Below are 25,850 nucleotides of genomic sequence, written 5' to 3'. Positions count from 1 at the left end.
CGGAGCTACGATCCGCGCGTCTGAAGCGACGTCGGCAGCGGTGGAGCGCTGCCGACGTCTGGCCAGTCGCGGAAGGACTGACATGCTCGAGGTTCTCACTAACCCTCTGCGCGCAGTGGATTACTTGCGAGTTTCCACAGAAGAGCAGACCAAAGGGTACGGCATTGCCTACTCAGGAAAGAAGACCAAGCGGTACATCGAGAAGAAGGGCTGGGAACACGTAGACACGTTCAAGGACGAGGGCGTCACCGGCGCACTCGCCTGGCAGAAACGTGACGACGTACCCCGCCTGATGGCGCTCGCACGCCAGAAGCCGCGCCCGTTCGACGTTGTCGTGGTCGCCGAGACGCGTGCCATCGGACGTAAGGACCGGGTCTTCTGGCGCTGGGTGTGGGAGCTCCAAGACCTTGGCATCTCGGTGGCGGTTGTGGACAAGGACATTGACAACACCACAGAAGACGGCGAAGCGGCCATGCGGGAGGAGGCGAATTACGCCTTCAAGGAGTACGTGCGTATTCGTACCCGCACGCAGAGCGGTCTCCAGGAGAAGGCAGAGGACGGCGGCCATGTCGGGGGCGAACCCCGGTACGGCTATCGCATCGAGAACAAGGGGCTGAAAGGTGAGTCGCGCGTCGTTCTCGACCGCCCGGAATCCGCTTGCTCCTGTCCGAAGCCGCACGAGTACGACGTGCTGCACAAGGCGTATCAGCTCATCGTGGAGGACGGTCTCAACGTCCGGCAGGCGGCACTTCGGCTCAACGCCCTGGGTTTCGAGGGCCGTCGAGGTCCGTGGGAGCACCGGAACCTGCTGCAGCGGCTCCGCGCCAGCATCACTGATCCGGCCGTCGTCTTTCGCAATCTGGCGCGAGCCAAGTTGGGGGCGGACGGCCAACCGCGCTACGGGCCGACCGTCACAACCGTCCTTGAGCCGATCTTCACCCTCGATCAAATCGCCGGTCTGAAGGCCGCCCTTGGACGCCGTCGGCGTGGCACGAACCAAGGGCCCAAGGGCCGTGTGTATCCGATCTCCACACGACTGTTCGGCATGTGTGGGAAGCACTACACAGGCGCACAGATCAGCACTCAGAGGATGCGCCTCTATCGCTGCTCAGGGCAGAGCAGTGGCGTTGCTGATGGCAGTGGTTGCCAATGTCCTCGCCTCGACGCCGACGTACTCGAGCGGTGTGTGTGGCGTGAGGTGCGCGCCCTGCTCAGTGACCCCGCACGACTTGAGCGGATGGCGGAGGACTGGGTAGCGAAAGTCGCCGGATCGCCAACGGATCAGGCTGATCGGATTGCCGCCCTGGGCCGAAGCATTGAAGAGCAGAAGCATGCCATCGACTTGACGATGAGCGTGGCGGCGAAGCAGACGGCTCGGCGCCAACTGCACGGACGGGAGGCCGAGGCCGCAGTGGAGCGGGCGCTCAAGCCGCTGAATGACGAGCTGGCCGAACTGGAGCGGCTGCGCGCCGAAGCGGTCGCCTGGCAACGGGACGTGGAAGCGGCAGAACAGCGCGTTCGAGACCTCCAAGCACTTGCTGAAGTCGCCAGGACACAGCTGGAGGACATGCCGGCCGCAGAGCAAACGGAAGTGCTTGCTCTGCTGGACGTACGCGTGACGATCCAAGGGCCGATTCTCAGAACTCGGACGGGGGACTGTTCGGTGACCGCCTGGTTCAGGGACAGGTCACGACGTGTGCCCGTACTCACGGATGAAGGGTGGTCGGCGATCGAGCCCATTCTGAGGGCTGAGCACCGCTATCGACGAACAGATCGGCTTCCGGAACGCGACGTCGTCGAGGCGGCGCTGGAAAAGGCTCGTACGGGGTGTCCATGGCCGCAGGGCAGCGGTTACAAATCTCGATTCCAGCGCTGGGTGAAGGCAGGAACATGGGAATCCGTGATGGACGTGTTGCGGGACAGCGTCTTCACTGCCTCCACTCCCGTCCCTGACGCCCGACCGCTTCCGCCGCTCCTGATTGAGGGGCGAATCGATCCGCGCTTGCTGAATCGCGTCGTTGATGGGACCGAAGGAACTACCGCCAGCGGGCGCGGCACCGTCGTCACCGGCGCAGTCGAGCGCGGCCGTGTGCGGGTCGGCGACCGCGTCCGCGTGTACGGGACGGAGGACTCGGGGAAGGACACCGAGACCGTCGTCACCGGCGTCGAGACGTTCGGCAAGCCGATGGACGAGGCGCAGGCCGGGGACAACGTCGCGCTGCTGCTGCGCGGGGTGGCCCGCGACGCGGTCCGGCGCGGGCACGTCGTCGCCGAGCCCGGCAGTGTCCGGCCCGCGCGGCGGTTCACCGCGCAGGTGTACGTCCTGTCGGCGGCGGAGGGCGGCCGCAGCACGCCCGTCGCCACCGGCTACCGGCCGCAGTTCTACCTGCGCACCGCGGACGTCGTCGGCGACATCGACCTCGGCGACACGGCCGTGGCGCGGCCCGGCGACACCGTCACCATGACGGTCGAGCTGGGCCGGGCGGTCCCGCTGGAGCCCGGCCTCGGCTTCGCGATCCGCGAGGGCGGCCGGACCGTCGGCGCGGGCACGGTCACGACCGTGGAGCCCGTCGCCTGAGGGCGGGCCGGGCCCGGGACCCCTGAACCAGGGGTCCCGGGCCCGGCACAATGGGCGGGTGAACGCACCCGACCCCGAGCCCATACCCGTCGTCCGCGCCGTCGACCACGGCACGGCCAGACTCCTGCCCGACGTGGACCGGCGCCGGGCCTGGCTGCTCACCGTCGACGGAGCGCCCCAGTCGTACGTGGATCTCGACGACCCCGCCCACCTGGAGTTCGAGTACGCCCGGCGCCTCGGTCACGTCCTGGACTGCGCCGCCGACGAGGGCGTGCCGCTCGACGTGCTGCACCTCGGCGGCGGCGCCCTGACGCTGCCGCGCTATGTCGCCGTCACCCGGCCCGGCTCCCGGCAGCACGTCGTCGAGGCGGACAGCGGGCTGCGGGAGCTGGTCGCCGAGCAGCTGCCGCTGCCGGCCGGGGGAGCGGGCATCGCCGTGCACGGCGGGGACGCGCGGGCCTGGCTGGAGGCGGCACCGGCGGACAGCGCGGACGTGCTCGTCGCCGACGTGTTCGGCGGCTCCCGGGTGCCGGCCCATCTGACCACCCTGGAGTACGCGCGCGAGGCGGACCGGGTGCTGCGGCCCGGCGGCACCTACGCGGCGAACCTCGCCGACGGCGCGCCGTTCGCCTTCCTGCGCTCCCAACTGGCGACGTTCTCCGCGGTGTTCTCCCATGTCGCGCTGATCGCCGAGCCCGCGGTGCTGCGCGGACGCCGGTTCGGCAACGCCGTACTCGTCGCCTCCCGGGCCGAGTTCGACACCTCGGAGCTGGCCCGCCGCACCGCGCGCGACGCGTTCCCCGCGCGGGTCGAGCACGGCGACGCGCTGCGCCGGTTCGTCGGCGACGCGCGGCCGGTGGCCGACGCGGACGCGGTGCCGTCGCCGGAGCCGCCGGGCGGCTCGTTCAGCGTGGGGTAGCGCTACGGGGTGTCGCGGGCCGGAGCCGCGACCGGCTCGGCCGGGGTCACCGCCGCGGTGGCCGCGCCCGTCACACCGACCGCGGCCGCGTCGTCCGGGCCCGTCGCCGTCACGGCGCCCGTGACCGGGACGGACTCCCGGCGCCGCAGGTTCCGTACGTCGGGCACGAAGAGCACCGCCGTCGTCGCGACGACCACCATGGCCGAGCAGCCCCACAGCGCCGGCGTGAGGCCGAACGCCGACTCGGCGGGCCCGGCCAGCGCCGTGGCCAGCGGGACCATCGCGACCGAGCCGAACCAGTCGTAGGCGGAGACCCGGGACAGCTTCTCCTCCGGTATCTCCTGGTGCAGGGCGGTGATCCAGGAGACGCCGAACACCTCCATCATGATGCCGCTGACGAACATCACGGCCACCAGGGCCGCCAACGGCACCGGGACCGCGAGCGCCGCCGACGGCAGGGCGAGCGAGAACACCGACAGCGTCGCCGCGAACAGCAGCCGCTTCGGCTTCCAGCGCATCATCAGCAGACCGCCGAGGATCGTGCCGACCCCGAACGCGCCCAGCGCGAAGCCCCACGGCCCGGCGCCGCCCAGCTCGGCGCGGGCCACCAGCGGCCCGAACACCGCCTCGGCCGCGCCCACCACGGCGACGACCACCGAGAACTGGGCGATGATGCCCCACAGCCAGGGCCGCGAGGCGACCTCCCGCCAGCCCTCGCGCATGTCCGAGAGCAGCCCGCCGCCCGGCGCGCGCGGCGCGATGTGGCTCACGTCGAGGAAGCAGCGCAGCGCGCCCGCCACCGCGAACGCCGCCGCGTCCACCGCGAGCACCCAGCCCGGCCCGAGAGCGGCCACCAGCACGCCGCCGAGCGCGGCGCCGCCCACCGCGGCGCCCGACATCGCCATCCGGAACAGGGCGAACGCCCGGCTCGCCTGCTCCGCTGTGACCGACGACATCAGCATGCCCTCGGCCGCGGGACTGAAGAACGCCTGCCCCATGCCGCCCAGCGCGCTGAGCGCCATCATCTGCCACAGCCGCGGCTCGCCCGTGAGGACGAGCAGCGCGAAGGCGCCCTGGGAGAGGAAGCTGAGCGCGTTGGCCGCGACCATGACGTGATGGCGCGGCAGCCGGTCGGCGACGGCGCCGCCGACCAGCAGGAAGATCACCAGGAACAGCGTGCGGGCCGCCGCCACCAGTCCCACGTCACCGCCGTCGCCGCCCGCCTCCAGGACCGCGAACGCCGAGGCGATCAGCGCCCCGTTCGCGCCGAGCGCCGTGATGAACGCCGACCCGGCGAGCAGCGTGTAGTTCCGTCCGGCCCAGGCGGGCCGGCGCGGGCTCTTGGTTGAGGTCACTGGGGGACTATCGCCGCCGCGCGCGCATTTGCCAAACCATCCGACCGGGTCAGGGGCGGGAGCGGGGATGGTCAGGCTGGCTACCCGTGGGTAACATGCGGCTCATGAGCGCAGACCAGATGTCCATCGGCGAGATGCTCGCCGCCACGGTGCCGATGGCCCGCACCCTGAACCTCGACTTCCACGAGACCAGCCCCGAGAAGGCCGTGGTCTCCCTGCCCGACCAGGCCGACTACCACAACCACGTGGGCGGCCCGCACGCCGGAGCGATGTTCACGCTCGGCGAGTCCGCGAGCGGCGCCATCGTGCTCGCGGCCTTCGGCGACCAGCTCGCGCGTGCCGTGCCGCTGGCCGTCAGCGCGGAGATCGCCTACAAGAAGCTGGCCATGGGCCCGGTCACCGCCACCGCGACGCTCGGCCGCCCGGCCGCGGACGTCGTCGCGGAGCTGGACGCGGGCGAGCGACCCGAGTTCCCCGTCACCATCGAGATCCGCCGCGAGGACGGCGCCGTCACCGGCGAGATGCAGGTCGTCTGGACCCTCCGCCCCAACGGCTGACCGGGCCCCGGCCGACACGGACATGTCGGGGCGAGCAGGTAGGCTTCCCGGCGTGTGTACCCCAGGGGAGGGCGCACGCCGGGTACACCGAACTTGCGGGTCTTACGGGAGGCGGCTGCTTTGCACATCCAGGAGTGGCTCGACACGATTCCGGCGGTCGCCATCTACGCCCTGGTGGCGGGCGTCATCGGCCTGGAGAGTCTCGGCATCCCGCTGCCCGGCGAGATCGTCCTCGTCTCCGCCGCGCTGCTGTCCTCGCAGCACGGCGACATCAACCCGGTCGTGCTCGGCGCCTGCGCCAGCGCGGGCGCCGTCGTCGGCGACTCCATCGGCTACGCGATCGGCCGCAAGGGCGGCCGCCCGCTGCTCGCCAAGCTGGGCGCCAAGTTCCCCCGGCACTTCGGGCCCGCCCATGTCGCCACCGCCGAGCGGTCGTTCGAGAAGTGGGGCATGTGGGCCGTCTTCTTCGGCCGGTTCATCGCCCTGCTGCGCATCTTCGCGGGCCCGCTCGCGGGCGTGCTGCACATGCCGTACTGGAAGTTCCTGATCGCGAACTTCCTCGGCGGCGTAGTCTGGGCCGGCGGCACGACCGCCGTCATCTACTACGTGGGCGTGGTCGCCGAGGACTGGCTGAAGCGGTTCTCGTACGTGGGTCTGGGCGCGGCCGTGCTCGTCGGGCTCGCGTCCATGCTCATCGTGAAGCGCCGGGCCACCAAGGCCGCCGCCGCGCACGAGGCAGCCGAGGCGGAGGCCGCCGTCGTCGCCGACTGACGGCCCGCGCCCGGGCGGGCGCGCTCAGAGTGCGCGGTGCCGCTTCGCCAGCTCCACGTAGTGGGTGCCGTTCAGCGTGACGAGCTCGCGCTCCTCGTCCGTCAGTTCCCGCTTGACCTTCGCGGGCACTCCGGCCACCAGGGAGCCGGGCGGGACCACCATGCCCTGCGGCACCAGCGCCTGCGCGGCCACCAGTGAACCCGCGCCGATCACCGCGCCGTTGAGCACCGTCGCGCCCATGCCGATCAGGCAGTCGTCCTCGATCGTGCAGCCGTGCAGTACCGCGTTGTGCCCGACCGAGACCCGCTCGCCGACCGTCACCGGGAAGCCCGGGTCGACATGGACCGTGCAGTTGTCCTGGATGTTGCTGTCGGCCCCGAGCACGATCGGCTCGAACTCCGCGCGCAGCACCGCGCCGTACCAGACGCTCGCGCCCGCGCGCAGGGTGACGTCGCCGATCAGCGTGGCCATCGGCGCCGTGAACGACTCCTGGTCCAGCGCCGGTTCGTGGTCGCCGAACCCGGTGACGAGTGCCTCGTGGGCCATGCCTGCTCCTCTTGATTCCCGATGGTGGTCGGTCGTGGTGTCGCGCCAGAGCGAACCGTACCTGTGGGGTGAAGATCACAGGCCGGTGAGGTGGGGGCGGACGGTACGGGTGAGTAACGTAGCGCCGTGCCGATGAAATGGAACGTGTTCTCGTCCCCCGACGGTCAGGCCGGCCGGGGCGGTCGCGGCGGCCTCGCCCACCGGGCCGTCCAGGCCGGATGGCGCTGGATGCAGCGCAGGGGCGCGGTCACGGCGGAGCAGACCGGCGGCCACCCGTTCCGCGCGATCGGCCACGGGACCCGGCTGGCCTTCCCGCAGGGCACCCTGTTCGGGGAGCCCTGGATCCGGCTCGGCGCCCACTGCATCATCGGCGAACAGGTCACGCTGACGGCCGGGATGATGCCCGACCTCGACCTCGGCCCCGACCCGATCCTGACCATCGGCGACGGTGTCGTCATCGGACGCGGCAGCCATGTCATCGCGGACACCACGGTGACCGTCGGGCGGGACGTCTACATGGGCCCGTACGTCTACATCACCTCCACCAATCACTCCTACGACGACCCGGAACAGCCCGTCGGCAAGCAGTGGCCGCGGATGGAGCCGGTGGAGATCGGGCCCGGCTGCTGGATCGGGACCAACGCCGTGATCCTCCCCGGTGCCCGCATCGGGCGGAACGTCGTCGTCGCGGCGGGCGCCGTCGTGCGCGGCGAGATTCCCGACCACGCGGTGGTGGCGGGGGCGCCCGCCCGCGTCGTGCGCACCTGGGACAAAGAGGCGGGCTGGCAGCCGCCGCTGCGCACGCCCGCACCCCGGCCCATCCCGGCCGACGTCACCCCGGAGCAACTGCTCGCCCTGGCCGACCTGGAGGACACCGGCACGGACGTGACCGGCGGTGCGGGCGGCGGGTTGTGAACCTGCGCTCCGGTCCGGGCACCGGCTACGCCTCGTAGGGACTGCCGCGCGAGGACGACCAGGTGGCCGTCCTCGGCAAGAAGGGGCAAGCAACTCGACTAACTCGACCGACCGGAGGGCCGCAGGGCTTCGGTGGCCGCCGCCGTCACCGCGTCCGCCACCGCGGCGAGCGCGGGGGAGTCCAGCTTCCACTGCTGCCAGTGGAGCGGGACGTCGACCGGGCGGTCCGGGGCGAGCCGTACCAGGCGGCCGGACCGGAACAGCGGCTCGGCCTGCCACTCGGGCAGCATGCCCCAGCCGAGCCCCAGGGCGACCGACTCGACGAACCCCTCCGACGTGGGCACCGCGTGCCTGATCCGGCTCGCCCCGCGCCGGTCCCGGCGCAGTCCCCGCACGAAACCGTCCTGAAGGTCGTCGCTGCGGTCGAAGATCATCACGGGCGCTTCGGCGAGGGCGTCGGCGAGCGGTCCTTCGAGGTGGCGGCGGGCGAAGCCGGGGCTCGCCGCCGCCAGATAGCGCATCCGGCCCAGCGCCCGCACCGAACAGCCCGCCACCGGCTCGGGCGACGAGGTCACCGCCGCCATCACCCGGCCCTCGCGCAGCAGTTCCGCCGTGTTCGCCTCGTCCTCGCGGTGCAGCTCGAAGCAGACGTACGGGGTCCGGTCGACCCGCTCCAGGGCGCCGAGGAACCAGGTGGCCAGGGAGTCCGCGTTCACCGCCACCGAGACCCGGGTCGCCTCCGCATCCTCGGTGGTCAGGCCCAGCTCGGCGTACGCGTCGCGCTCCAGGCGGGCGAGCTGACGCGCGTACCGGACGACGACCGCGCCCGACTCGGTGGGCCGCACCGGTTTCGTACGGACGAGCAGCACCCGGCCCGTGCGCTGCTCCAGCGCCTTGACGCGCTGGCTGACCGCCGACGGCGTCACGTGCAGCGCGGCCGCCGCCGCGTCGAACGTCCCCTCGTCGATCACCGCGAGCAGCGTCCTGACCTGGTCGAGCGGCAGTTCCGGAATCATCACGAGCGCTAATGTTACGTAAGAATCTTTAGCTGTACGCGCGGTGATCGCGCCCGTAGCGTCGATGCCATGAACGCCTCACTCGCCGCCGCGCTCGCGGGCTTCGGCACCGGTCTCTCGCTCATCGTCGCCATCGGGGCGCAGAACGCCTTCGTGCTGCGCCAAGGGGTGCGGCGCGACGCCGTGCTCGCCGTCGTCGGCATCTGCGCGGTGTCGGACGCGGTGCTCATCGCGCTGGGCGTGGGCGGCGTGGGGGCGCTCGTCGTCGCCTATCCCCAGGCGGTGACGGCGGTCGGCTGGATCGGAGGCGCGTTCCTGATCTGCTACGGAGTGCTCGCCGCCCGCCGGGTGATCGCCCCGGCCGGGGACGCGCTGCGCGCCGAGGGCACGACGACCGGATCACGGCGGCGGGCCGTGCTCACCTGCCTCGCCCTGACCTGGCTCAACCCGCACGTCTACCTCGACACCGTGTTCCTGCTCGGCTCGGTGGCGGCCGGTCAGGGCGCGCTGCGCTGGACCTTCGGACTCGGCGCGGCCCTGGCCAGCCTCTGCTGGTTCACCGCGCTCGGCTTCGGGTCCCGGCTGCTCGGCCGCTTCCTGGCGAGGCCCGCCGCCTGGCGGGTCCTGGACGGGCTGGTCGCCGCCACCATGATCACGATGGGGATCCTGCTGGTCGCCGGAGGCTGAGACGCTGTTCCCGGCTCCGGCCGGTGCTGCGATAGTGAACCCTGCAGCTGATAGATGTACCGAGCAAGCAGGATGTACGTGGACACGAGCGACAGCAGTACCGACACCGAGGCCGAATCGCGGGAGCCGGAGGAGACACGGGCGGCGAGCGAGCCACGGCGCGGCTGGCGGCGCTTCGCCATGGACACCCGGCCGCTGCGCGTCCCCGCCTACCGCCGGCTGTGGACCTCCACCATCGTCACGGCCGTGGGCAGTCAGCTCACGGCCGTCGCCGTGCCGAAGCAGATCTTCGACATCACCGGCTCCTCGGCCTGGGTCGGCGCCGCGAGCCTCGCCGGGCTCGTCCCGCTGATCGTCTTCGCCCTGTGGGGCGGCGCCGTCGCCGACAGCGTGGACCGCCGAAAACTGCTGCTCGTCACCAACTCGGGCATCGCCGTCACCTCGTTGCTGTTCTGGATCCAGGCCGTCAGCGGGCTCGAATCCGTCGCCGTACTGATGGTGCTGCTCGCCCTCCAGCAGGCCTTCTGGGGGCTCAACTCCCCGGCGCGCACCGCCTCCATCGCCCGGCTCGTGCCCGAGGACCAGCTCCCCGCGGCCAACGCGCTCGGCTCGACCGTCATGCAGACCGGACAGGTCGTGGGGCCGCTGCTCGCCGGTGTCCTCATACCCGTGATCGGGCTGCCCGAGCTGTATCTCATCGACGCCGTCGCGCTGTGCGTCACGGTCTGGGCCGTCCACAAGCTGCCCGCGCTGCCGCCGCTGTCCGAGATCAAGCGCCGCGCCGGGGTGCGCGAGATCGTGGAGGGGTTCCGCTACATCTCCGCGCACAAGGTGCTGCTGCTGTCGTTCCTCGCCGACATCATCGCCATGGTGTTCGGCATGCCGCGCGCCCTGTTCCCGCAGCTCGCCGCCGAGACGTACGGCTCGTACGGGGAGGGGCTGGCGCTCGGGCTGCTGTTCGCCGCGATTCCGATCGGGGCGGTGGCCGGGGGGCTCTTCTCGGGGACGTTCTCGCGGGCGCGGCGGCACGGGTGGATGGTGATCGGGGCCGTGGTCGCCTGGGGTGCGGCCATCGCCGGGTTCGGGTTGAGCCGGAGTCTGTGGCTCGCCGTGGTGTTCCTGGCCGTGGCCGGGGTCGCCGACATGGTCTCCATGGTGTTCCGCGGGGCGATTCTGCTGTCCGCGGCCACTGATGAGATGCGGGGCCGTATGCAGGGGGTCTTCACCGTGGTCGTCGCGGGCGGGCCGCGGCTTGCCGATGTGCTGCACGGTTCGGCCGGGTCGGTGTTCGGTGCGCGGGAGGCTGTTGCCGGGGGTGGGGTGCTCGTGGTGGTGGCGATGCTGGGGCTGGCCCTCGCGGTGCCCGCGCTGCGGCGCTACCGCATCTGACCCGAACCCCGGCGGACGCCGCCCGATCGATTCCCCGCACTCCTGGGTCGTTCTCCGGGCGCGCCCCCCCGTCGCGGCTGCTCGCGCAGTTCCCCGCGCCCCTGGGTTGTCCTTCGGGTGCGCCACCGTCGTGGTTGGTCGCGCAGTTCCCCGCGCCCCTGAGATGCGCACTTCGTGCGGCATCTCATCGGAGTAGCACGCGTGGCGCACCCCCAGGGGGAGGCTGCGCGCAGCGCATGCCTCAGGGGCGCGGGGAACTGCGCGAGAAGCGGCCACCGGCCGTCAGCCGATGAACTACTCAGGGGTGCGGGGAACTGCGCGACCGGCCACGACGGAAGCCGTGCTGGGGTCGCGGAATACTGCCACGGCGTACCTCGCAGTACAGTTCGATGAACGCTGAAGTGCATCGCACTGCCCGCCGCCCGCTCCCCGCTCACCCCTGCCCCATGGACGGAATGTGTCGGATCTCGACCTGCTGACCCAGTCGCTCGCCCGCAACGTCAAACACTGGCGCTCCGAGCGCGGCTTCACCCTGGACGCGCTCGCCGCCCGGGCCGGAGTCAGCCGCGGCATGCTCATCCAGATCGAGCAGGCCCGCACCAACCCGAGCATCGGCACCGTCGTCAAGATCGGCGACGCGCTGGGCATCAGCATCACCACGCTGCTCGACTACGAGCAGGGACCCAAGGTGCGGATCGTGCCCGCGGAGCAGGCGGTGCGCCTGTGGTCCACGGAGGCCGGCAGCTATCACCGGCTGCTCGCCGGGACCGAGGCGCCCGGCCCCCTGGAGATGTGGGACTGGCTGCTCCAGCCGGACGAGGGCAGCGCCTCCGACCCGCACCCGGACGGCACCATCGAGCTCGTCCATGTGACCGAGGGGGAGCTGACCCTGGTCGTGGACGGCGTCCGGCACCAGGTGCCCGAGGGCGCGAGCGTCACCTTCGAGGCGAACGCACCGCACGAGTACCGCAACGACGGCACCGCCCCGGCCCGGATGATCATGGCCGTATCGGTGCCGCCCGTACGCTGAGACGCCCGATTCATCCACGCGCGGCGGCTGTTAGCGTGCCGCCATGCGCGCACCCATCGGAGATTTCGACCACGTCCGGCCGGCCCCCGAGGCCCTCGACCTGCTCACCCGTCCCGTCGCCGACGCCGTACGGCACTGGCGCGGCACGGTGCCCGCGCAGGACCTGATCCACGTCGACACCGACCCGGAGTGGGCCGACACCGCCACGTTCGTCGAACACTACGGCCCGGAGCTGCTCGCGCAGTCCGCGAACTGCGTGGTCGTCGCGGGCAGGCGCGGCGGCGAGAGCACCCTCGCGGCGTGCGTCGTGCTCTCCACCACGAAGGTCGACGTGAACGGCGCGGTGCGCCGCCAACTCGGCGCCCGCAAGGCCTCGTTCGCCGCGATGGACACCGCTGTCGGCGAGACCGGCATGGAGTACGGCGGCATCACCCCGATCGGCCTGCCCGCCGACTGGCAGGTCCTGGTGGACGCGGCCGTCGTCGACCTCCCGTACGTCCTGATCGGCAGCGGCACCCGCCGCGGCAAGCTGATCGTGCCGGGCAAGGCACTCGCCGAACTGCCGGGGGCGGTCGTCCTGGAGGGGCTCGGCATCGGCTGAGCCGCACCTGCGCGCGGAGGGAGACGCGAGGGGAGCCACGTGTCTCCACGGGATCCCCCCGCACCCTCAACTCCCCACGGTCTCCGCGCACATGATCGCCGGGTAGAGTCCGCTCCGGTCGTCGGACCGTCCGCGACCAGCAGATTCCGGCTGCCGTGGCAAGCCCGGTGGACCGGACAGGGAGAGGTGCGACCACATGGGTACCAGCGGCATCGTCGACGGGACCGGCGCAGGGGGGACCGAGCCTGCGGACGCGTCGTCGGACGGCATCGAGGGGGGTGTCTCGGCGGAGCGGCTGCTGCTCTTCACCGACGCGGTGGCCGCGATCTCGATCACCCTGCTGATCCTGCCGCTCGTGGACCTCGTCCCGGAGGCCGCGGCCAACCACGAGCGCGCCAGCGAGGTGATCACCGATCACCTCGCGCAGATCTGGAGCTTCCTGCTCAGCTTCGCGGTCATCGCGAACATCTGGCTCGAACACCACCGCGCCTTCTCGTCGGTCGCGAAGCTCACCCGCCCCCTGATGGTGTGGAACATGGGGTGGCTGCTCTCCATCGTCGTCCTTCCGCTCCCGACCGAGATGATCAGTTCCTTCGGCGGGCAGGACACCTTCGTGGGGGCGTTCTACTACGCGACCCTGCTGGCCGGCGTGGTGTTCCGGCTGGCGATGCTGCGGACCCTGAAGTCCACCCCGGAACTGCTGCTCGACGGGGACAGGGAGAAGGCCCGGCTCAGGATCGAGAACCTGTACGTCGACAGCTGCCTCACGGTCGTCGCCCTGGTCGTCGCGTTCGCCATCGCCCTCGTCTTCCCCGTGCTGCAGTACTACAGCCTGGTACTGCTCGCCGTCCCGCCGCGGCTGTCCCGTCTCCGGGCACGGCGCGCCGCCCGCTGAGCACCTTCAGCGAGTGGGGGCCGGCCCCGTGCTCTCCCGCACCACCAGTCGCGTGGGCACCAGTGTCGTCCCCCGCTCGGCCGCGCCCTGCCGCACCTGCCGCAGCGCGCTCTCCACGCAGCGCCTGCCGACCTCGCCGAAGTCCTGGTGGACCGTGGTGAGCGGCGGCAGGAACGAGCCGGACTCCGGGATGTCGTCGAAGCCGATGACCGACACGTCGTCAGGAACCCTGCGGCCGCGCTCGTTCAGCGCGCGCAGCAGGCCGAGCGCCATCTGGTCGTTGGCCGCGAACACGGCGGTGCAGTCCGGGTGTCCGGCCAGTTCCAGCCCCGCGCGGTACCCCGACTCCGCCGACCAGTCGCCCCGCGCCGGTTCCGGGACCGGGCGGCCGGCGTCCTCAAGTGCCCGTCGCCACGCGGCCGTTCGGCGTTGAGCGGCGTACGAGTCCGACGGGCCCGCCAGATGCCAGACGGTCCCGTGGCCCAGATCGAGCAGATGCCGTACCGCGTCGCGCGTGCCGCCCGCCTGGTCGGTGTCCACCACCGCGAAACGGTCGCCCGCGTCCGAGTCCACGACCACCACCTGCACGTGCGGCGGCAGCGTGAGCCGCCCCGAGTCCAGGAGGTGCACCTCCATGATGACGATCACCGCGTCCACGGCCAGCTCGCCGAGCCGGGTGAACGCGCCGCGCACCTCGTCCTGCGTGGGGACCGCGACCGGCATCAGCGTGACCGCGTACCCCTCCTGGGCCGCCGAGGTCGCGATGCCCTCCAGCGTGCGCACGTTGCCCGTCGTCGACAGCGTGAACGTGATGACGCCGATGGTGTGGAACTGGCCGCGCTTGAGCGCGCGGGCCGCGCTGTTGGGCCGGTAGTCCAGTTCCCGCATGGCGGCGAGGACCCGCTCGCGGGTCTCCTCGTTCACCCCCGAGAAGCCGTTCGAGACGCGGGAGACCGTCTGCGAGGAGACCCCCGCGACCCGGGCGACGTCCGCCATCGACGCGCCGCGGGCACCCCGGTCGTGCCGCCCGCGGCCGGGGGCCGACGCGCCCCCCGCTGTTCCTGTCACCGTGTGCCTCACCCGTCGCTGTGTCCGCTCACCGGTCGCCCGTCGGGCCCGGTCAACAGGCGTTCGCCGAACGGCCCTTGACCGTCCTCCGTGGGCAGTGTAGACATTCCGCCACCGGATGTTTACGTAAACATAACAGCTCGCACCCTGCGTGCTCGCAGCGGTGTTTGCGTAAACATCGACGGTCCGCCCCGAGGACGCACGAGCGAGGGACGCACGATGACGACGCTTCAACCGCCGGCCGCCGCAGGCCGGCGCCCTGCCAGGTCACCGGCGCGCCGCACCCGACGCAGGTGGACGGGATGGGGATTCATCGGCCCCTTCGCCCTCGTCTTCGCGCTGGTCTTCCTGGCGCCCCTCGCCTACTCCGTCTACCTGAGCCTGTTCCGTACACAACTCATCGGCGGCACGCACTTCGTGGGCCTGGACAACTACCAACAGGCATTGCAGGACGGCCAGTTCTGGGACGGCGTGCTCCGCGTCGGCCTGTTCCTGCTGATCCAGGTGCCGGTCATGCTGGGCCTCGCCCTGCTCGTCGCCCTCGCGATCGACAGCGGCCGGCTCTACGGCAAGAGCTTCTTCCGGATCACCGTCTTCCTGCCGTACGCCGTGCCCGCCGTCGTCGCCACCCTCATGTGGGGCTTCATGTACGGCACCCGCTACGGCCTGGTCGGCGACATCGACTCGGCGTTCGGCGTCCGGCTCCCCGACCCGCTCTCCGCCGACCTGGTCCTCGCCTCCATCGGCAACATCGTGACCTGGGAGTTCATCGGCTACAACATGCTGATCCTCTACGCGGCCCTGCGCGTGATCCCGCACTCCCTGTACGAGGCCGCCGAGATCGACGGAGCCGGACACCTGCGCGTCATCACGGCCATCAAGCTCCCGGCGATCCGCGGCGCGCTCGTCATCGCCACGATCTTCTCGGTCATCGGCAGCTTCCAGCTCTTCAACGAGCCCGCGATCCTCCAGAAGCTCGCGCCGAACGCCATCACCACCGACTTCACCCCGAACTACTACACCTACTCGCTGTCCTTCTCCGGCCAGCAGCAGAACTACTCCGCGACGGTCGCCATCGTCATGGGCGTCATCACCATGATCGTCGCCTACGTCGTCCAGCTGCGCGGCATGCGCAAGGGAGCGTGAACGCGATGACCACCAGCACCCCCGTGCGCCGGCCCGCACCGCCCCGGCCGGCGGCCCCGCGCCTGCGCACCCCGCGCCGCCACACCCCGGGCCGCCCCCGGCGCAGCGTCCTGCTGACCGCGCTCACCGGAGTCGTCCTCGTCTACAGCCTGCTGCCCCTGGTGTGGCTGCTGATCAGCGCCACCAAGTCGCAGGAGGGGCTGGCCCGTTCGTTCGGCCTGTGGTTCGACGGCGACTTCGACCTGTGGTCCAACATCGCCGACACCTTCACGTACCAGGACGGCGTCTTCGTCCGCTGGCTCCTCAACACCGTGCTGTACGTGGTGGTGGGCGCCGGCGGTGCCACGCTCCTCGCGGTGCTCGGCGGTTACGCGCTCGCCAAGTTCGACTTCCCCGGCAAGAAGGCCGTCTTCGCCGTCGTCATCGGCGCCGTCGCGGTCCCGGCCACGGCGCTCGCCGTCCCCACCTTCCTGCTGTTCAGCAAGATCGGCCTGACCGACACCCCCTGGGCGGTCGTCGTGCCGTCGCTTATCTCGCCGTTCGGCCTGTACCTGATGTGGGTCTTCGCCAGTGAGGCGATCCCCACCGAGCTGATGGAGGCCGCCCGGATCGACGGCGCGGGCGAGGTGCGCACCTTCTTCCGGGTGGCCCTGCCGCTCCTCGCGCCCGGCACGGTCACCGTGCTGCTCTTCACCACGGTCGCGACCTGGAACAACTACTTCCTGCCGCTGATCATGCTGAAGGACTCCGACTGGTACCCGCTCACCCTCGGCCTCGACTCCTGGAACAAGCAGGCGCAGACCTCCGGCGGCGAGACCGTGACGAACCTCGTCCTCACCGGCTCCCTGCTCACCATCGTCCCGCTGATCGCCGCCTTCCTGCTGCTCCAGAAGTACTGGCGGTCCGGTCTCTCCGCCGGAGGCGTCAAGGAGTAGGCCCGGCGGCCGTGTGACAACCCTCTGTAGAACCACGACGAAGTGGAAGCAACCGTGATGCCCAAGCACCTTCGCCGCCTGCTGCGCGGCACAGGCCTCCTCTGCGCCCTCGCCCTCGGGGCGACCGCCTGCGGCGGCTCCGGCGACGACCCGGGCGACCAGAAGGTCGGCGCCGCCGATCTCCGGGCGGCCCTGCAGAAGGGCGGCACCCTCACCGTCTGGGCCTGGGACTCCACGGTGAAGAGCGTCGCCGCGGAGTTCGAGAAGAAGTACCCGAAGGTCCACGTCGAGGTGGTCAACGCGGGTACGGGCAACGACCAGTACAAGGCGCTGTCGAACGCGATCTCCGCGAAGAAGGGCGTCCCGGACGTCGCGCAGGTCGAGTACTACGCCATCGGCCAGTACTCCCTGACCAAGGGGCTCGCCGACCTCGGCGCGTACGGCGCGGGCAAGCTGAAGGCCGACTACTCCCCGGGCCCGTGGAACTCCGTGGCCGACGGCGACAGCGTCTGGGGGCTGCCCATGGACTCGGGCCCCATGGCGCTCTTCTACAACAAGAAGGTCTTCGACAAGTACGAGATCACCGTCCCGACGACCTGGGACGCGTACCTGGAGGCCGCCCGCAAGCTGCACAAGGCCAACCCGAAGATGTACATCACCAGCGACGTCGGGGACGCCGGGATGACCACCAGCCTGTTGTGGCAGGCGGGTTCGCACCCGTACAAGGTCGACGGCACGAACGTCGGCATCGACTTCACCGACGCGGGCGCCACCAAGTACACCGAGGTCTGGCAGAAGCTCATCGACGAGAAGCTCGTCGCGCCGGTCACCGGCTGGACCGACGACTGGTACAAGGGCCTCGGCGACGGCACCATCGCCACCCTGCCCACCGGCGCCTGGATGCCCAACAACTTCGTCACCGGCGTGAAGCAGGCCTCCGGCGACTGGCGGGTGGCCGCGCTGCCGCAGTGGTCCGCGGGCGAGCACGCGGGCGCGGAGAACGGCGGCAGCTCGCTGGCCGTCCCCGAGCTGGGCAAGCACGACAACAAGGCGCTCGCCTACGCCTTCACGAAGTACATCGCCGCGGGCGCCGGAGTGGGGACGCGGATCGACGAGGGCGCCTTCCCGGCGACCGTCGAGGACCTGGACTCCCCGGAGTTCCAGAACGCGAAGTTCGACTACTTCGGCGGCCAGCAGGCCAACAAGATCTTCGCCGAGGCCGCGAAGAACGTCTCCTCCGGCTGGTCGTACCTGCCCTACCAGGTCTACGCCAACTCGATCTTCAACGACACCGTCGGCAAGGCCTACGTCTCCGGCACCGGGCTGGCCGCCGGCCTGAAGTCGTGGCAGGACGCCTCGGTCAAGTACGGCAAGGAACAGGGCTTCACCGTCAAGTAGCCCCGCGCACGCACCAGTTCACGGCAGCACCATCCGGAAGGATCCCATGACCGCCCCCGCTCCCTCCCGTTTCCCGTACGCGAAGGGCTCCGACGGCACCCGCCGCCTCGGCTACGGCGCCGACTACAACCCCGAGCAGTGGCCGCGGGAGGTGTGGGAGGAGGACGTCCGGCTGATGCGCGAGGCCGGGGTGAACACCGTCTCGCTGGCGATCTTCTCCTGGGCCGGGCTCCAGCCCACCGCCGACAGCTGGGACTTCGGCTGGCTGGACGAGATCATGGACCTGCTGCACGCGCACGGCGTCGGCGTCGACCTGGCCACGGCCACCGCGTCACCGCCGCCGTGGCTGACCACCGCCCACCCGGAGATCCTGCCGGTCACCGCGACCGGCGAGACCCTGTGGCCGGGCGCCCGCCAGCACTGGCGGCCCACCTCGCCCGTCTTCCGCGCGCACGCGCTGCGCCTGGTACGGGAGCTCGCCACGCGGTACGCGGGCCACCCGGCGCTCGTCGCCTGGCACGTCAACAACGAGCTGGGCTGCCACAACGTGTACGACCACTCCGACGACGCGGCCCGCGCCTTCCGCGCCTGGCTGCGCCGCCGCTACACCACCCTCGATGCCCTCAACGACGCCTGGGGGACCGCCTTCTGGTCCCAGCGCTACAGCGACTGGGACCAGATCCTGCCCCCGCGCCTCGCCGCCTCGCACCCCAACCCCACCCAGCAGCTCGACTTCAAGCGGTTCTCCTCCGACGCGCTCAAGGACCATCTGCGCGCCGAGCGCGAGCTGCTGCGCGAGCTCACCCCCGGCGTCCCCGTCACCACGAACTTCATGGTCATGAGCGGCACCAAGGGCATGGACTACGCGGACTGGGCGGGCGAGGTGGACTTCGTCGCCAACGACCACTACGTCCTTCCCGGCCCGCACGACCGCGACGAACTGTCCTTCTCGGCCAATCTGACGAGCGGCATCTCAGGGCACCGCCCGTGGTTCCTCATGGAGCACTCCACCGGTGCCGTCAACTGGCAGCCCGTCAATCTGCCCAAGAAGCCGGGGGAGTTGGCCCGCGACTCGCTGCTCCACGTGGCGCACGGCGCCGACGCCGTCTGCTTCTTCCAGTGGCGCCAGTCCCGGGCGGGCGCCGAGAAGTACCACTCGGCGATGGTGCCGCACGCGGGGGAGGACAGCGAGCTCTTCCGGTCCGTCGTCGGCCTCGGCCGCACCCTGGAACGGCTCGCGCCGCTCGCGGGCAGCGAGCGGGAACCCGCCCGCGTGGCCGTCCTGTTCGACTGGGACTCGTGGTGGGCCGCCGAGCTGGACTCCCACCCCACCTCGCGCCTCGACTACCACCGCGAGGCCCTCGACTGGTACACGGCGCTGCTCGGCCTCGGCATCCGCGCCGACGTCGTGCCCGCGCACGGCACCGACCTGTCCGGCTACGACGTCGTCGTCGCGCCCGTGCTGCACGTCGTGCCGCAGCCGCTCGCCAAGGAGCTCATCCGGTACGCCGAGAACGGCGGCCACCTCGTGACCACGTACTTCTCCGCGATCGTCGACGAGAACGACCACGTCCACCTCGGCGGCTACCCGGGCCCCCTGCGCGATCTGCTCGGCATCCGCATCGAGGAGTTCGGGCCGCTGCTCGACGGCGACACCGTCGGCCTCGACGGTCCGCTGAGCGCGGTGACCGGCAGCCTGTGGACCGACCGGATCAGCGTCGACGGCCCGGACGTGGAGGTCCTGGCCCGCTACCGCACCGGCTCCTACGCCGCCCGCCCGGCGGTCACCCGCCGTACGACGGGCGGCGGATCGGCCGCGTACGTCTCCACCCGCCTGGGCGCCGAGGGCCTGACGGCGCTGCTCCCCGCGCTGCTCGCGCCCGCCGGAGTGACCAGCGAGCTCCCCGAGGAGGCACGGGGGTCGGTGGAACACGTCGTCCGCCGCGACGCGAGCCACCGGTACGACTTCCTGGTCAACCGGACCGACGCCCCGGTCACCGTGCCCGGCACCACCGGCGAGGTGCTGATCGGCCCCATGCCGACGGAGACCGGGATCGTGCTGCCGCCGCGGGAGGTGGCGGTCCTGCGCAGGCCGGCCGAGTGAGGCGCCGCTCGTGAGGGGGCGAGCTCCGGGCCGGAGACGAACACCAGCGGGCATGTGGTTAGCTTAGGCTAGCCTTACCTCAACTGGTGACGATTGCGTTGACGCACGCCCCGGTCGTCCCACGGTGCCCGCGGGAGCCCGAGGGCTGTCGACGGGAAGGGGAGTCATGCGCGTCCAGGTCGCCGAGTCCACGGACGGGCCCGCCGCCGCCCTGCCGGACCACCGGCCGGTCCGGGTCACCGGACCGCGGCTCGCGCGGCTCGCGGCGTGCGTGGCCGAGGCCGCCCCGGCGCGCCGGACGCCGCTCGTCGAGGAGTTCTGGCGGGAGGCGACCCGGCGCGGCACCCCGCTCGTCGAGGAGATCGACGGCGAGCCCGACCACCGGGTGGTCACCTTCCTGTGGCGCGGCCACCGCGCCACCCGGCAGGTGCTGCTGACGGCGAACCGGCTCCTCGACCGCGAGCACCTCGCGGGCTCGCTCCTGGAGCGGATACCCGGGACCGATGTCTGGCACCTCGGGCTGCGGCTGCGCTCCGACCACCGCGGCTCCTACCGCCTCGCCGCCGACGTCTCGGCCAAGGAGCCGCCCACCGCTCCCGATGTCCTCCAGGAGCGGCTGCGCTCCCTGGCCGCGCACGCCGCCCGGGATCCGCTCAACCCTCGTACCCAGGCGTCCCGTTGGGGAGCCTCGGACGGCTCGGTCTTCGCGCTGCCGCACGCGCCGGTCGAGCCGTGGGCCCCGGCGGAGCGCGCCGGCACCGTGCCGGCCGGCCGCGTCGAACGCCATCGCGCACCCGCCGAGGCGCTCGGCGGATCCCGTGACGTATGGGTCTACGTGCCGCCCGGCGGACGTCCGGCCGGTGCGGGGCTGCCCACGCTCGTCCTCTGCGACGGCGACATGTGGTTCGGCCGCGACGGATTCCAGCGCACCCTCGATCTGCTCATCGCCGACGGACGCCTCCCTCCGTTGCTCGTCCTCGCGCCGGACGCCGTCGACCGGCACACCCGCGCCCGCGAACTCGGCGCACGGGACGCCTTCGTGACCCATCTCGCCGACGAACTGCTGCCCTGGGCCGCGGACCGCTGGCCCCTCACCGGCGAGGATCCCGCCCGTACCGTCGTCGCCGGACAGGGCCTCGGCGGCACGACCGCGCTGCACGCCGGCCATCTGCGGCCGGACCGGTTCGGCCACGTCGTCGCCCAGTCGCCGTCGCTGTGGTGGCGCCCCGACCTGCCGCCCGGCGTGCGCGCCCCCGTCCTCGGCGTGCCCTGGCTCGTCGGCAGGTACGCGGCCGCCGCCCCGCGCCCGATCACCGTGCACCTCGACGCGGGACTCCACGAGGGCGACATGGTCGACCACTGCCGCTCCCTCTACGACACCCTGCACTCGGCCCGCTACCAGGTCACCCGCAGCGAGTTCAACGGCGGCCACGACCAGGCCTGTTGGCATGTCGCCCTGGCCGACGCGCTGATCCGGCTGCTCGGCCCCGCGTCCCCGTGAACCGGGCCGTCCCCGCCTCCCCGCGCTGCGGCACCCGGGCACGTCTCCGTACCGTGCCCGGGTGACCGACACCGAACGAGAACGCCTGCGCCGCACCTTCACCGAGGCCGCCGAGACCTACGACCGGGCCCGCCCCGGCCACCCGCCGCAGGTGTTCGACGACCTGACGGCGCTCGCCGGGGCGGGACCCGGCTGCCGGATCCTCGAGATCGGCTGCGGCACCGGCCTGGCGACCCTGCCGCTCGCCGAACGCGGCTGCCGGATCGTCGCCGTCGAACTCGGCACGGAACTGGCCGCCGTCGCCCGCCGCAACCTCGCCGGGCACCCCGGCGTCACCGTCGAGGTCGCCGCGTTCGAGGACTGGCCGCTGCCGCCCGAACCCTTCGACCTGGTCCTTGCGGCGACCTCGTTCCACTGGATCGACCCCGCCGTGCGCGTCGCCAGGTCCGCCGCCGCGCTGCGCCCCGGCGGCCTGCTCGCCACACTGTCGACCCACCATGTCGCGGGCGGCACCGAACAGTTCTTCGTGGACGTGCAGGACTGCTACGAACGCTTCGACCCGGCCACACCGCCCGGCCTGCGCCTCACCGCCGCGGACGACATCCCGTACGACAGCCAGGAGGCAGCCGGCCGCACCATCGCGCAGGGCAACGCGGCACTGCCCGGCGCCGACCGGTTCGAGCCGCCCGTCTTCCGCCGCTACGAACGCGACCTCACCTTCACCACACGCCAGTACCTCGACCTCCTGCGCACCTTCTCCGGCACCCGCGCCCTCGACGCGACCGCACGCGCAGGGCTGCTCGACTGCGTCGGCGGGCTCATCGACCGCGCTTACGGGGGCACCGTCACCAAGCGGTACATGACGGAACTGCGGCTGGCCCGCCGCCGGGCCTGAGCCGGCCGGCCCGGCTCGACGTGATCACCGGACGGGCGGCAGAGTGAACACCGGCACCAGGCACACACAAGGGAGTCGAAGGCATGAGCGCACCGACCGACAAGCCGACCGTGGCGGTCCTCGGCACCGGGATCATGGGCGCCGCGATGGCCCGGAACATCGCACGGGCCGGGCACACCGTCCGCGCCTGGAACCGCAGCCGCGCCAAGGCCGAACCCCTGACCGCCGACGGCGTGCACGTCACGGACACCCCGGCCGAGGCCGTCACCGGCGCGGACACGGTCCTGACCATGCTCTACGACGGACCCGCCGCCCTGGACGTGATGCGGCAGGCCGCCGACGGGCTGCGTCCCGGCGCCGCGTGGATCCAGTCCACGACGGCCGGCATCGAGGGCGTCACCCGGCTGGCCGACTTCGCGGACCGCAACCGGCTCGTTTTCTTCGACGCGCCCGTGCTCGGCACCCGCGGCCCCGCCGAGCAGGGGCAACTGCTGATCCTCGCGGCGGGCCCCGCCGAGCACCGCGACGCGATCGCCCCGGTCCTCGACGCGGTCGGCTCGCGCACCGTGTGGACCGGCGAGGACGGGGCCGCGGGCAGCGCCACCCGGCTCAAGCTGGTCGCCAACAGCTGGGTCCTGGCGGCCACCAGCGCCGCCGGTGAGGTCCTCGCTCTCTCCGAGGCCCTCGGCGTCGACCCGGACCACTTCTTCGACGCCATCGCGGGCGGCGGCCTCGACCTGCCGTATCTGCGCATGAAGGCCGGTCTGGTGCGCGAGGACAGGCTCACTCCGGCCCAGTTCGCGGTCGACACGGCCGCCAAGGACGCCCGGCTCATCGTGGAGGCGGGCCGCGCGGGCGGCGTCCGCCTCGACGTCGCCGAGGCGAGCGCGGCCCGCCTGACCCGCGCCGCCGAGCAGGGCCACGGGGACGAGGACATGGCCGCCGCCTACTACGCGTCGTTCGACGAGGACGACCACCGGTACGGGGACCGGTCCTGAGCGGGCCGCGCGCCCGCCCCCTGTCCGTCACGTCCCTCGCCGGAGGACCCATGACCCAGCAGCCCACCGCCCCCGCCGTGCTCGACGGCCTCCCGGCCCTGCTCCCGGGCCTCGCGAACCTCTACCGCGATCTGCACGCCCACCCCGAGCTGTCCTTCCAGGAGACCAGGACCGCCGCCGAGGTCGCCCGGCGCGCCCGCGCCCACGGCTACGACGTCACCGAAGGAGTGGGCCGTACGGGCGTCGTGGCGACCCTCGACAACGGGCCGGGCCCCACCGTCCTGCTCCGCGCCGACTTCGACGCGCTCCCGGTCCAGGAACGCACCGGGCTCGACCACGCCTCCAGGACCGACGGCGTGATGCACGCCTGCGGCCACGACATGCACGTCACCTGTCTGCTGGGCACGCTGCGGCTGCTCCGCGACGCGCGCGCCGACTGGTCGGGCCGGATCGTCGCCGTCTTCCAGCCCGCCGAGGAGATCGCCCAGGGCGCCCGGGCCATGCTCGACGACGGCTTCCTCGACCGGTTCGGCCGCCCCGACGTGGTCCTCGGCCAGCACGTGGCGCCGCTGCCCGCCGGCACGGTCGGCTGGCACGCGGGCCCGTCGTTCGCCGCGGCGGACTCGCTCCAGGTGGTCCTGCACGGCAAGGGCGCCCACGGCTCCCGCCCGGAGACCGCGATCGACCCGGTGGTGATGGCGGCGGCGACCGTGCTCCGCCTCCAGACGGTCGTCGCCCGCGAGGTTCCCGGCGGCGAGACCGCCGTGCTGACCGTCGGCGCCCTCCAGGCGGGCACGAAGGCCAACATCATCCCGGACCGCGCCGAGCTGAAGCTCAACATCCGCACCTACGGCGGCGCCATCCGCACGCGTGTCCTGGCCGCCGTCGAGCGGATCGTGCGCGCCGAGGCCGCCGCGTCCGGCGCCGAGCGCGACCCGGAGATCACCGAGCTGGACAGCTTCCCGGTGCTCACCAACGACCCGGACGCGACCGAGCGCACCATGACCGCCCTGCGCGCCGCGCTCGGCCCCGACCGTGTCTTCGACATGGGGCCGGTGACGGGCAGCGAGGACGTGGGCCTCTTCGCGACCGAGTCCGGGGCCCCGATCTGCTACTGGATGTTCGGCGGCCTCGACCCGGAACAGGTCGCGGCCGCCCACAAGGCGGGCACGGCCGACCGGGACATCCCCTCCAATCACTCCCCGTTCTTCGCGCCGCTCGTCGACCCGACCATCACGACCGGGGTCACGGCGCTGACGACGGCCGCGCTGGAGTGGCTGGGCGATTGACCGGCAGCCCGGGGTCGGCGCCCGGCGTCAGCGTCCGGCGCCAGGCGGCCTTCTCGCGCGTCGCCTCGCGCTCCGGCGAGGTCGCCCACCGGAAGGTGAGCTGCGCGACGGTCGCCTGCGGCAGCGCCCACGCGGCGCGGACCAGGTCCAGCTCCCGCTGGAGCTTGCGCGTCGACACCTGGAGCCTGCGCGCCGCCCCGTCCTGGGTCTCGCCCTCGGACAGGGCCCGCAGGATCGCCCGCTGCAACTGGCTGAGCAGCCCGCCCTCCGGGCTCTGGCCGCGCACCCGGCGCTGCCCGTGCCAGGGACTGGCCCGCCGCCACTCCTGCTCGAACGCGTGCTTGCAGAAGGCGACCATCGCCCGGTCCGTGATGATCCACGCCGAGCCCTCCGGAGCGTCCGGGACCACGTAGTCGGAGATGACCGCGACCCGCTCGTCGACGATGACGACCCGCTCGAAGGGGTCCGCGAGCGTCCGGAAGTGCACCCCGCGCGGCGCCATCGTCGACGCCCACTCGCAGGTCACCACGTCGTCGCGGACCGCGTCCTGATACAGCGTCCGGTAGTGCACCCCGCGCTCGAGGGCCGCCGTGTCGCGCGGTACGCCGATGTCCATCTGCTCCCGGGTCCGCGGCCCGTGCGGGTGCGCGCCGAGCAGCTCCGAGCGGGCGGACGCCAGGATCGCCCCGATCCGTTCGTTGACCTCCGCCCGGTCCGACAGGAACTCCGAGCCGGTGGTGCCCGCCGCCCGGGTGCGCGACTGGGCGAACGCGAGGTTCAACTGCTCCACGGCGTGCGGCAGTTCCATCAGCATCCGGGTCTGCTCCTGGAGGTGCACCAGCGCCTCCCTGGCGACCGACCAGGCGGCCGCCGTGGGCGGTAGGGGCACCGGACGCGCCCCGTCCTCGGGCAGGCCGACCATGCCCCAGGCCTGTAACTGCGCGAGGGCCTCGGCGTCCGCGGGGCCGGTCGGCCGGCCCGTCGACAGCCGCCCGTACAGGTCGACCGCGGCGGCCGACAGCGCCTGTCCCGGCAGCGCACGCCCGCGCGCGTCCCCGGGTGCGGTGCTCTCTCCCACCCAACCCTCCGTCAGGGTCAACGCCTGTCGGCCGACGGCCTGTTGGCGTACCTACGCCAGGCAGCAAGACGACAGCGGATTCGATTGCAGCCGCGTCGCCGCATGGGCCACATTCTATGCGTGGGGCCCCTCCCGGTCCCTGCGAACAGTCTTCTCACAGGCGCCACCGGCCTCGTGAG

22 protein-coding genes and 2 pseudogenes are annotated in these 25,850 nt (G+C 72.1%); 19 read left to right on the top strand and 5 right to left on the bottom strand.

Annotated features, from left to right (window positions below; genetic code table 11):
• Nucleotides 1-82: 82 nt before the first annotated feature.
• The 3 genes and pseudogenes from ABII15_RS05625 to ABII15_RS05615 all read left to right on the top strand — a co-directional run.
• Nucleotides 83-1,891, top strand: a pseudogene (locus tag ABII15_RS05625) (recombinase family protein); the annotation flags it as partial.
• A pseudogene (locus ABII15_RS05620) lies at nucleotides 1,892-2,578 on the top strand (EF-Tu/IF-2/RF-3 family GTPase); the annotation flags it as partial. It abuts the pseudogene before it with no gap.
• A gap of 58 nt (nucleotides 2,579-2,636) precedes the next feature.
• Nucleotides 2,637-3,497 carry a fused MFS/spermidine synthase gene (locus tag ABII15_RS05615; RefSeq protein WP_353941161.1) on the top strand — a complete coding sequence of 287 codons (861 nt, stop codon included), beginning with the start codon at nucleotides 2,637-2,639 and terminating at the stop codon, nucleotides 3,495-3,497.
• A 2-nt stretch (nucleotides 3,498-3,499) separates the two neighbouring features.
• Here ABII15_RS05615 and ABII15_RS05610 read toward each other — a convergent pair whose 3' ends face one another.
• Entirely contained in the window at nucleotides 3,500-4,852 is a 1,353-nt protein-coding gene (locus ABII15_RS05610; protein WP_353941160.1) for an MFS transporter, read from the bottom strand.
• Between the two features lie 119 nt (nucleotides 4,853-4,971).
• Here ABII15_RS05610 and ABII15_RS05605 point away from each other — a divergent pair, with 119 nt between their 5' ends.
• Both ABII15_RS05605 and ABII15_RS05600 read left to right on the top strand, forming a co-directional pair.
• Nucleotides 4,972-5,409, top strand: coding sequence for a DUF4442 domain-containing protein (locus ABII15_RS05605; protein ID WP_353946969.1), 438 nt, complete (start codon nucleotides 4,972-4,974; stop codon nucleotides 5,407-5,409).
• A 120-nt stretch (nucleotides 5,410-5,529) separates the two neighbouring features.
• Nucleotides 5,530-6,180 (top strand): DedA family protein, encoded by a 651-nt coding sequence (locus tag ABII15_RS05600; protein WP_353941159.1) that lies wholly within the window; start codon nucleotides 5,530-5,532, stop codon nucleotides 6,178-6,180.
• Nucleotides 6,181-6,204: 24 nt separating this feature from the next.
• Here ABII15_RS05600 and ABII15_RS05595 read toward each other — a convergent pair whose 3' ends face one another.
• On the bottom strand, nucleotides 6,205-6,726 hold the full coding sequence (locus ABII15_RS05595; RefSeq protein ID WP_353941158.1) for a gamma carbonic anhydrase family protein: 522 nt from the start codon (nucleotides 6,724-6,726) through the stop codon (nucleotides 6,205-6,207).
• 132 nt (nucleotides 6,727-6,858) lie between these two features.
• Between ABII15_RS05595 and ABII15_RS05590 the strand changes: the two genes are divergently transcribed.
• Entirely contained in the window at nucleotides 6,859-7,641 is a 783-nt protein-coding gene (locus tag ABII15_RS05590; protein ID WP_353946968.1) for an acyltransferase, read from the top strand.
• A gap of 98 nt (nucleotides 7,642-7,739) precedes the next feature.
• Here the strand turns inward: ABII15_RS05590 and ABII15_RS05585 are convergent, their stop codons facing one another.
• Nucleotides 7,740-8,657: a LysR family transcriptional regulator ArgP gene (locus ABII15_RS05585; RefSeq protein WP_353946967.1), complete on the bottom strand. Its 918-nt coding sequence runs from the start codon at nucleotides 8,655-8,657 to the stop codon at nucleotides 7,740-7,742.
• 69 nt (nucleotides 8,658-8,726) lie between these two features.
• Here ABII15_RS05585 and ABII15_RS05580 point away from each other — a divergent pair, with 69 nt between their 5' ends.
• From ABII15_RS05580 to ABII15_RS05560, 5 genes are all read left to right on the top strand, one after another.
• On the top strand, nucleotides 8,727-9,344 hold the full coding sequence (locus ABII15_RS05580; protein WP_353941157.1) for a LysE family transporter: 618 nt from the start codon (nucleotides 8,727-8,729) through the stop codon (nucleotides 9,342-9,344).
• Between the two features lie 78 nt (nucleotides 9,345-9,422).
• The gene (locus ABII15_RS05575) at nucleotides 9,423-10,733 is read left to right on the top strand and encodes an MFS transporter (protein ID WP_353941156.1); all 1,311 of its coding nucleotides are present in this window, start codon (nucleotides 9,423-9,425) and stop codon (nucleotides 10,731-10,733) included.
• A 457-nt stretch (nucleotides 10,734-11,190) separates the two neighbouring features.
• A complete protein-coding gene (locus ABII15_RS05570; protein WP_353941155.1) occupies nucleotides 11,191-11,763 on the top strand; it encodes an XRE family transcriptional regulator in 573 nt (190 codons plus the stop codon).
• 43 nt (nucleotides 11,764-11,806) lie between these two features.
• On the top strand, nucleotides 11,807-12,364 hold the full coding sequence (locus tag ABII15_RS05565) for a YbaK/EbsC family protein (protein ID WP_353941154.1): 558 nt from the start codon (nucleotides 11,807-11,809) through the stop codon (nucleotides 12,362-12,364).
• 196 nt (nucleotides 12,365-12,560) lie between these two features.
• Nucleotides 12,561-13,259: a TMEM175 family protein gene (locus tag ABII15_RS05560; RefSeq protein WP_353941153.1), complete on the top strand. Its 699-nt coding sequence runs from the start codon at nucleotides 12,561-12,563 to the stop codon at nucleotides 13,257-13,259.
• Nucleotides 13,260-13,265: 6 nt separating this feature from the next.
• On the opposite strand, the gene ABII15_RS05555 is transcribed toward ABII15_RS05560, so the two are convergent.
• Entirely contained in the window at nucleotides 13,266-14,327 is a 1,062-nt protein-coding gene (locus ABII15_RS05555; RefSeq protein WP_353941152.1) for a LacI family DNA-binding transcriptional regulator, read from the bottom strand.
• Nucleotides 14,328-14,546: 219 nt separating this feature from the next.
• On the opposite strand from ABII15_RS05555, the gene ABII15_RS05550 reads away from it, so the two are divergent.
• The 8 genes from ABII15_RS05550 to ABII15_RS05515 all read left to right on the top strand — a co-directional run bounded on the left by ABII15_RS05550 (nucleotide 14,547) and on the right by ABII15_RS05515 (nucleotide 24,593).
• Entirely contained in the window at nucleotides 14,547-15,473 is a 927-nt protein-coding gene (locus tag ABII15_RS05550) for a sugar ABC transporter permease (protein ID WP_353941151.1), read from the top strand.
• Between the two features lie 5 nt (nucleotides 15,474-15,478).
• Complete coding sequence (locus ABII15_RS05545) at nucleotides 15,479-16,408, top strand: carbohydrate ABC transporter permease (RefSeq protein WP_353941150.1); 930 nt, start codon at nucleotides 15,479-15,481, stop codon at nucleotides 16,406-16,408.
• A 57-nt stretch (nucleotides 16,409-16,465) separates the two neighbouring features.
• Entirely contained in the window at nucleotides 16,466-17,806 is a 1,341-nt protein-coding gene (locus ABII15_RS05540) for an extracellular solute-binding protein (protein ID WP_353941149.1), read from the top strand.
• 46 nt (nucleotides 17,807-17,852) lie between these two features.
• Nucleotides 17,853-19,910 (top strand): beta-galactosidase, encoded by a 2,058-nt coding sequence (locus ABII15_RS05535; RefSeq protein WP_353941148.1) that lies wholly within the window; start codon nucleotides 17,853-17,855, stop codon nucleotides 19,908-19,910.
• Between the two features lie 166 nt (nucleotides 19,911-20,076).
• Nucleotides 20,077-21,411, top strand: a complete 1,335-nt coding sequence (gene fes / locus ABII15_RS05530; RefSeq protein ID WP_353941147.1) for an enterochelin esterase — start codon at nucleotides 20,077-20,079, stop codon at nucleotides 21,409-21,411.
• A 61-nt stretch (nucleotides 21,412-21,472) separates the two neighbouring features.
• Entirely contained in the window at nucleotides 21,473-22,306 is an 834-nt protein-coding gene (locus ABII15_RS05525; RefSeq protein WP_353941146.1) for a class I SAM-dependent methyltransferase, read from the top strand.
• Between the two features lie 83 nt (nucleotides 22,307-22,389).
• The gene (locus tag ABII15_RS05520; protein ID WP_353941145.1) at nucleotides 22,390-23,304 is read left to right on the top strand and encodes an NAD(P)-dependent oxidoreductase; all 915 of its coding nucleotides are present in this window, start codon (nucleotides 22,390-22,392) and stop codon (nucleotides 23,302-23,304) included.
• 50 nt (nucleotides 23,305-23,354) lie between these two features.
• Nucleotides 23,355-24,593: an amidohydrolase gene (locus ABII15_RS05515; RefSeq protein WP_353941144.1), complete on the top strand. Its 1,239-nt coding sequence runs from the start codon at nucleotides 23,355-23,357 to the stop codon at nucleotides 24,591-24,593.
• On the opposite strand, the gene ABII15_RS05510 is transcribed toward ABII15_RS05515, so the two are convergent.
• Nucleotides 24,550-25,671: a hypothetical protein gene (locus ABII15_RS05510; protein WP_353941143.1), complete on the bottom strand. Its 1,122-nt coding sequence runs from the start codon at nucleotides 25,669-25,671 to the stop codon at nucleotides 24,550-24,552. The genes ABII15_RS05515 and ABII15_RS05510 overlap by 44 nt on opposite strands.
• Between the last annotated feature and the right edge of the window lie 179 nt (nucleotides 25,672-25,850).

It is taken from the genome of Streptomyces sp. HUAS MG91 (genome assembly GCF_040529335.1).
GTDB lineage: Bacteria > Actinomycetota > Actinomycetes > Streptomycetales > Streptomycetaceae > Streptomyces > Streptomyces tabacisoli.
This window is presented reverse-complemented; position numbering and strand designations above follow the sequence as displayed.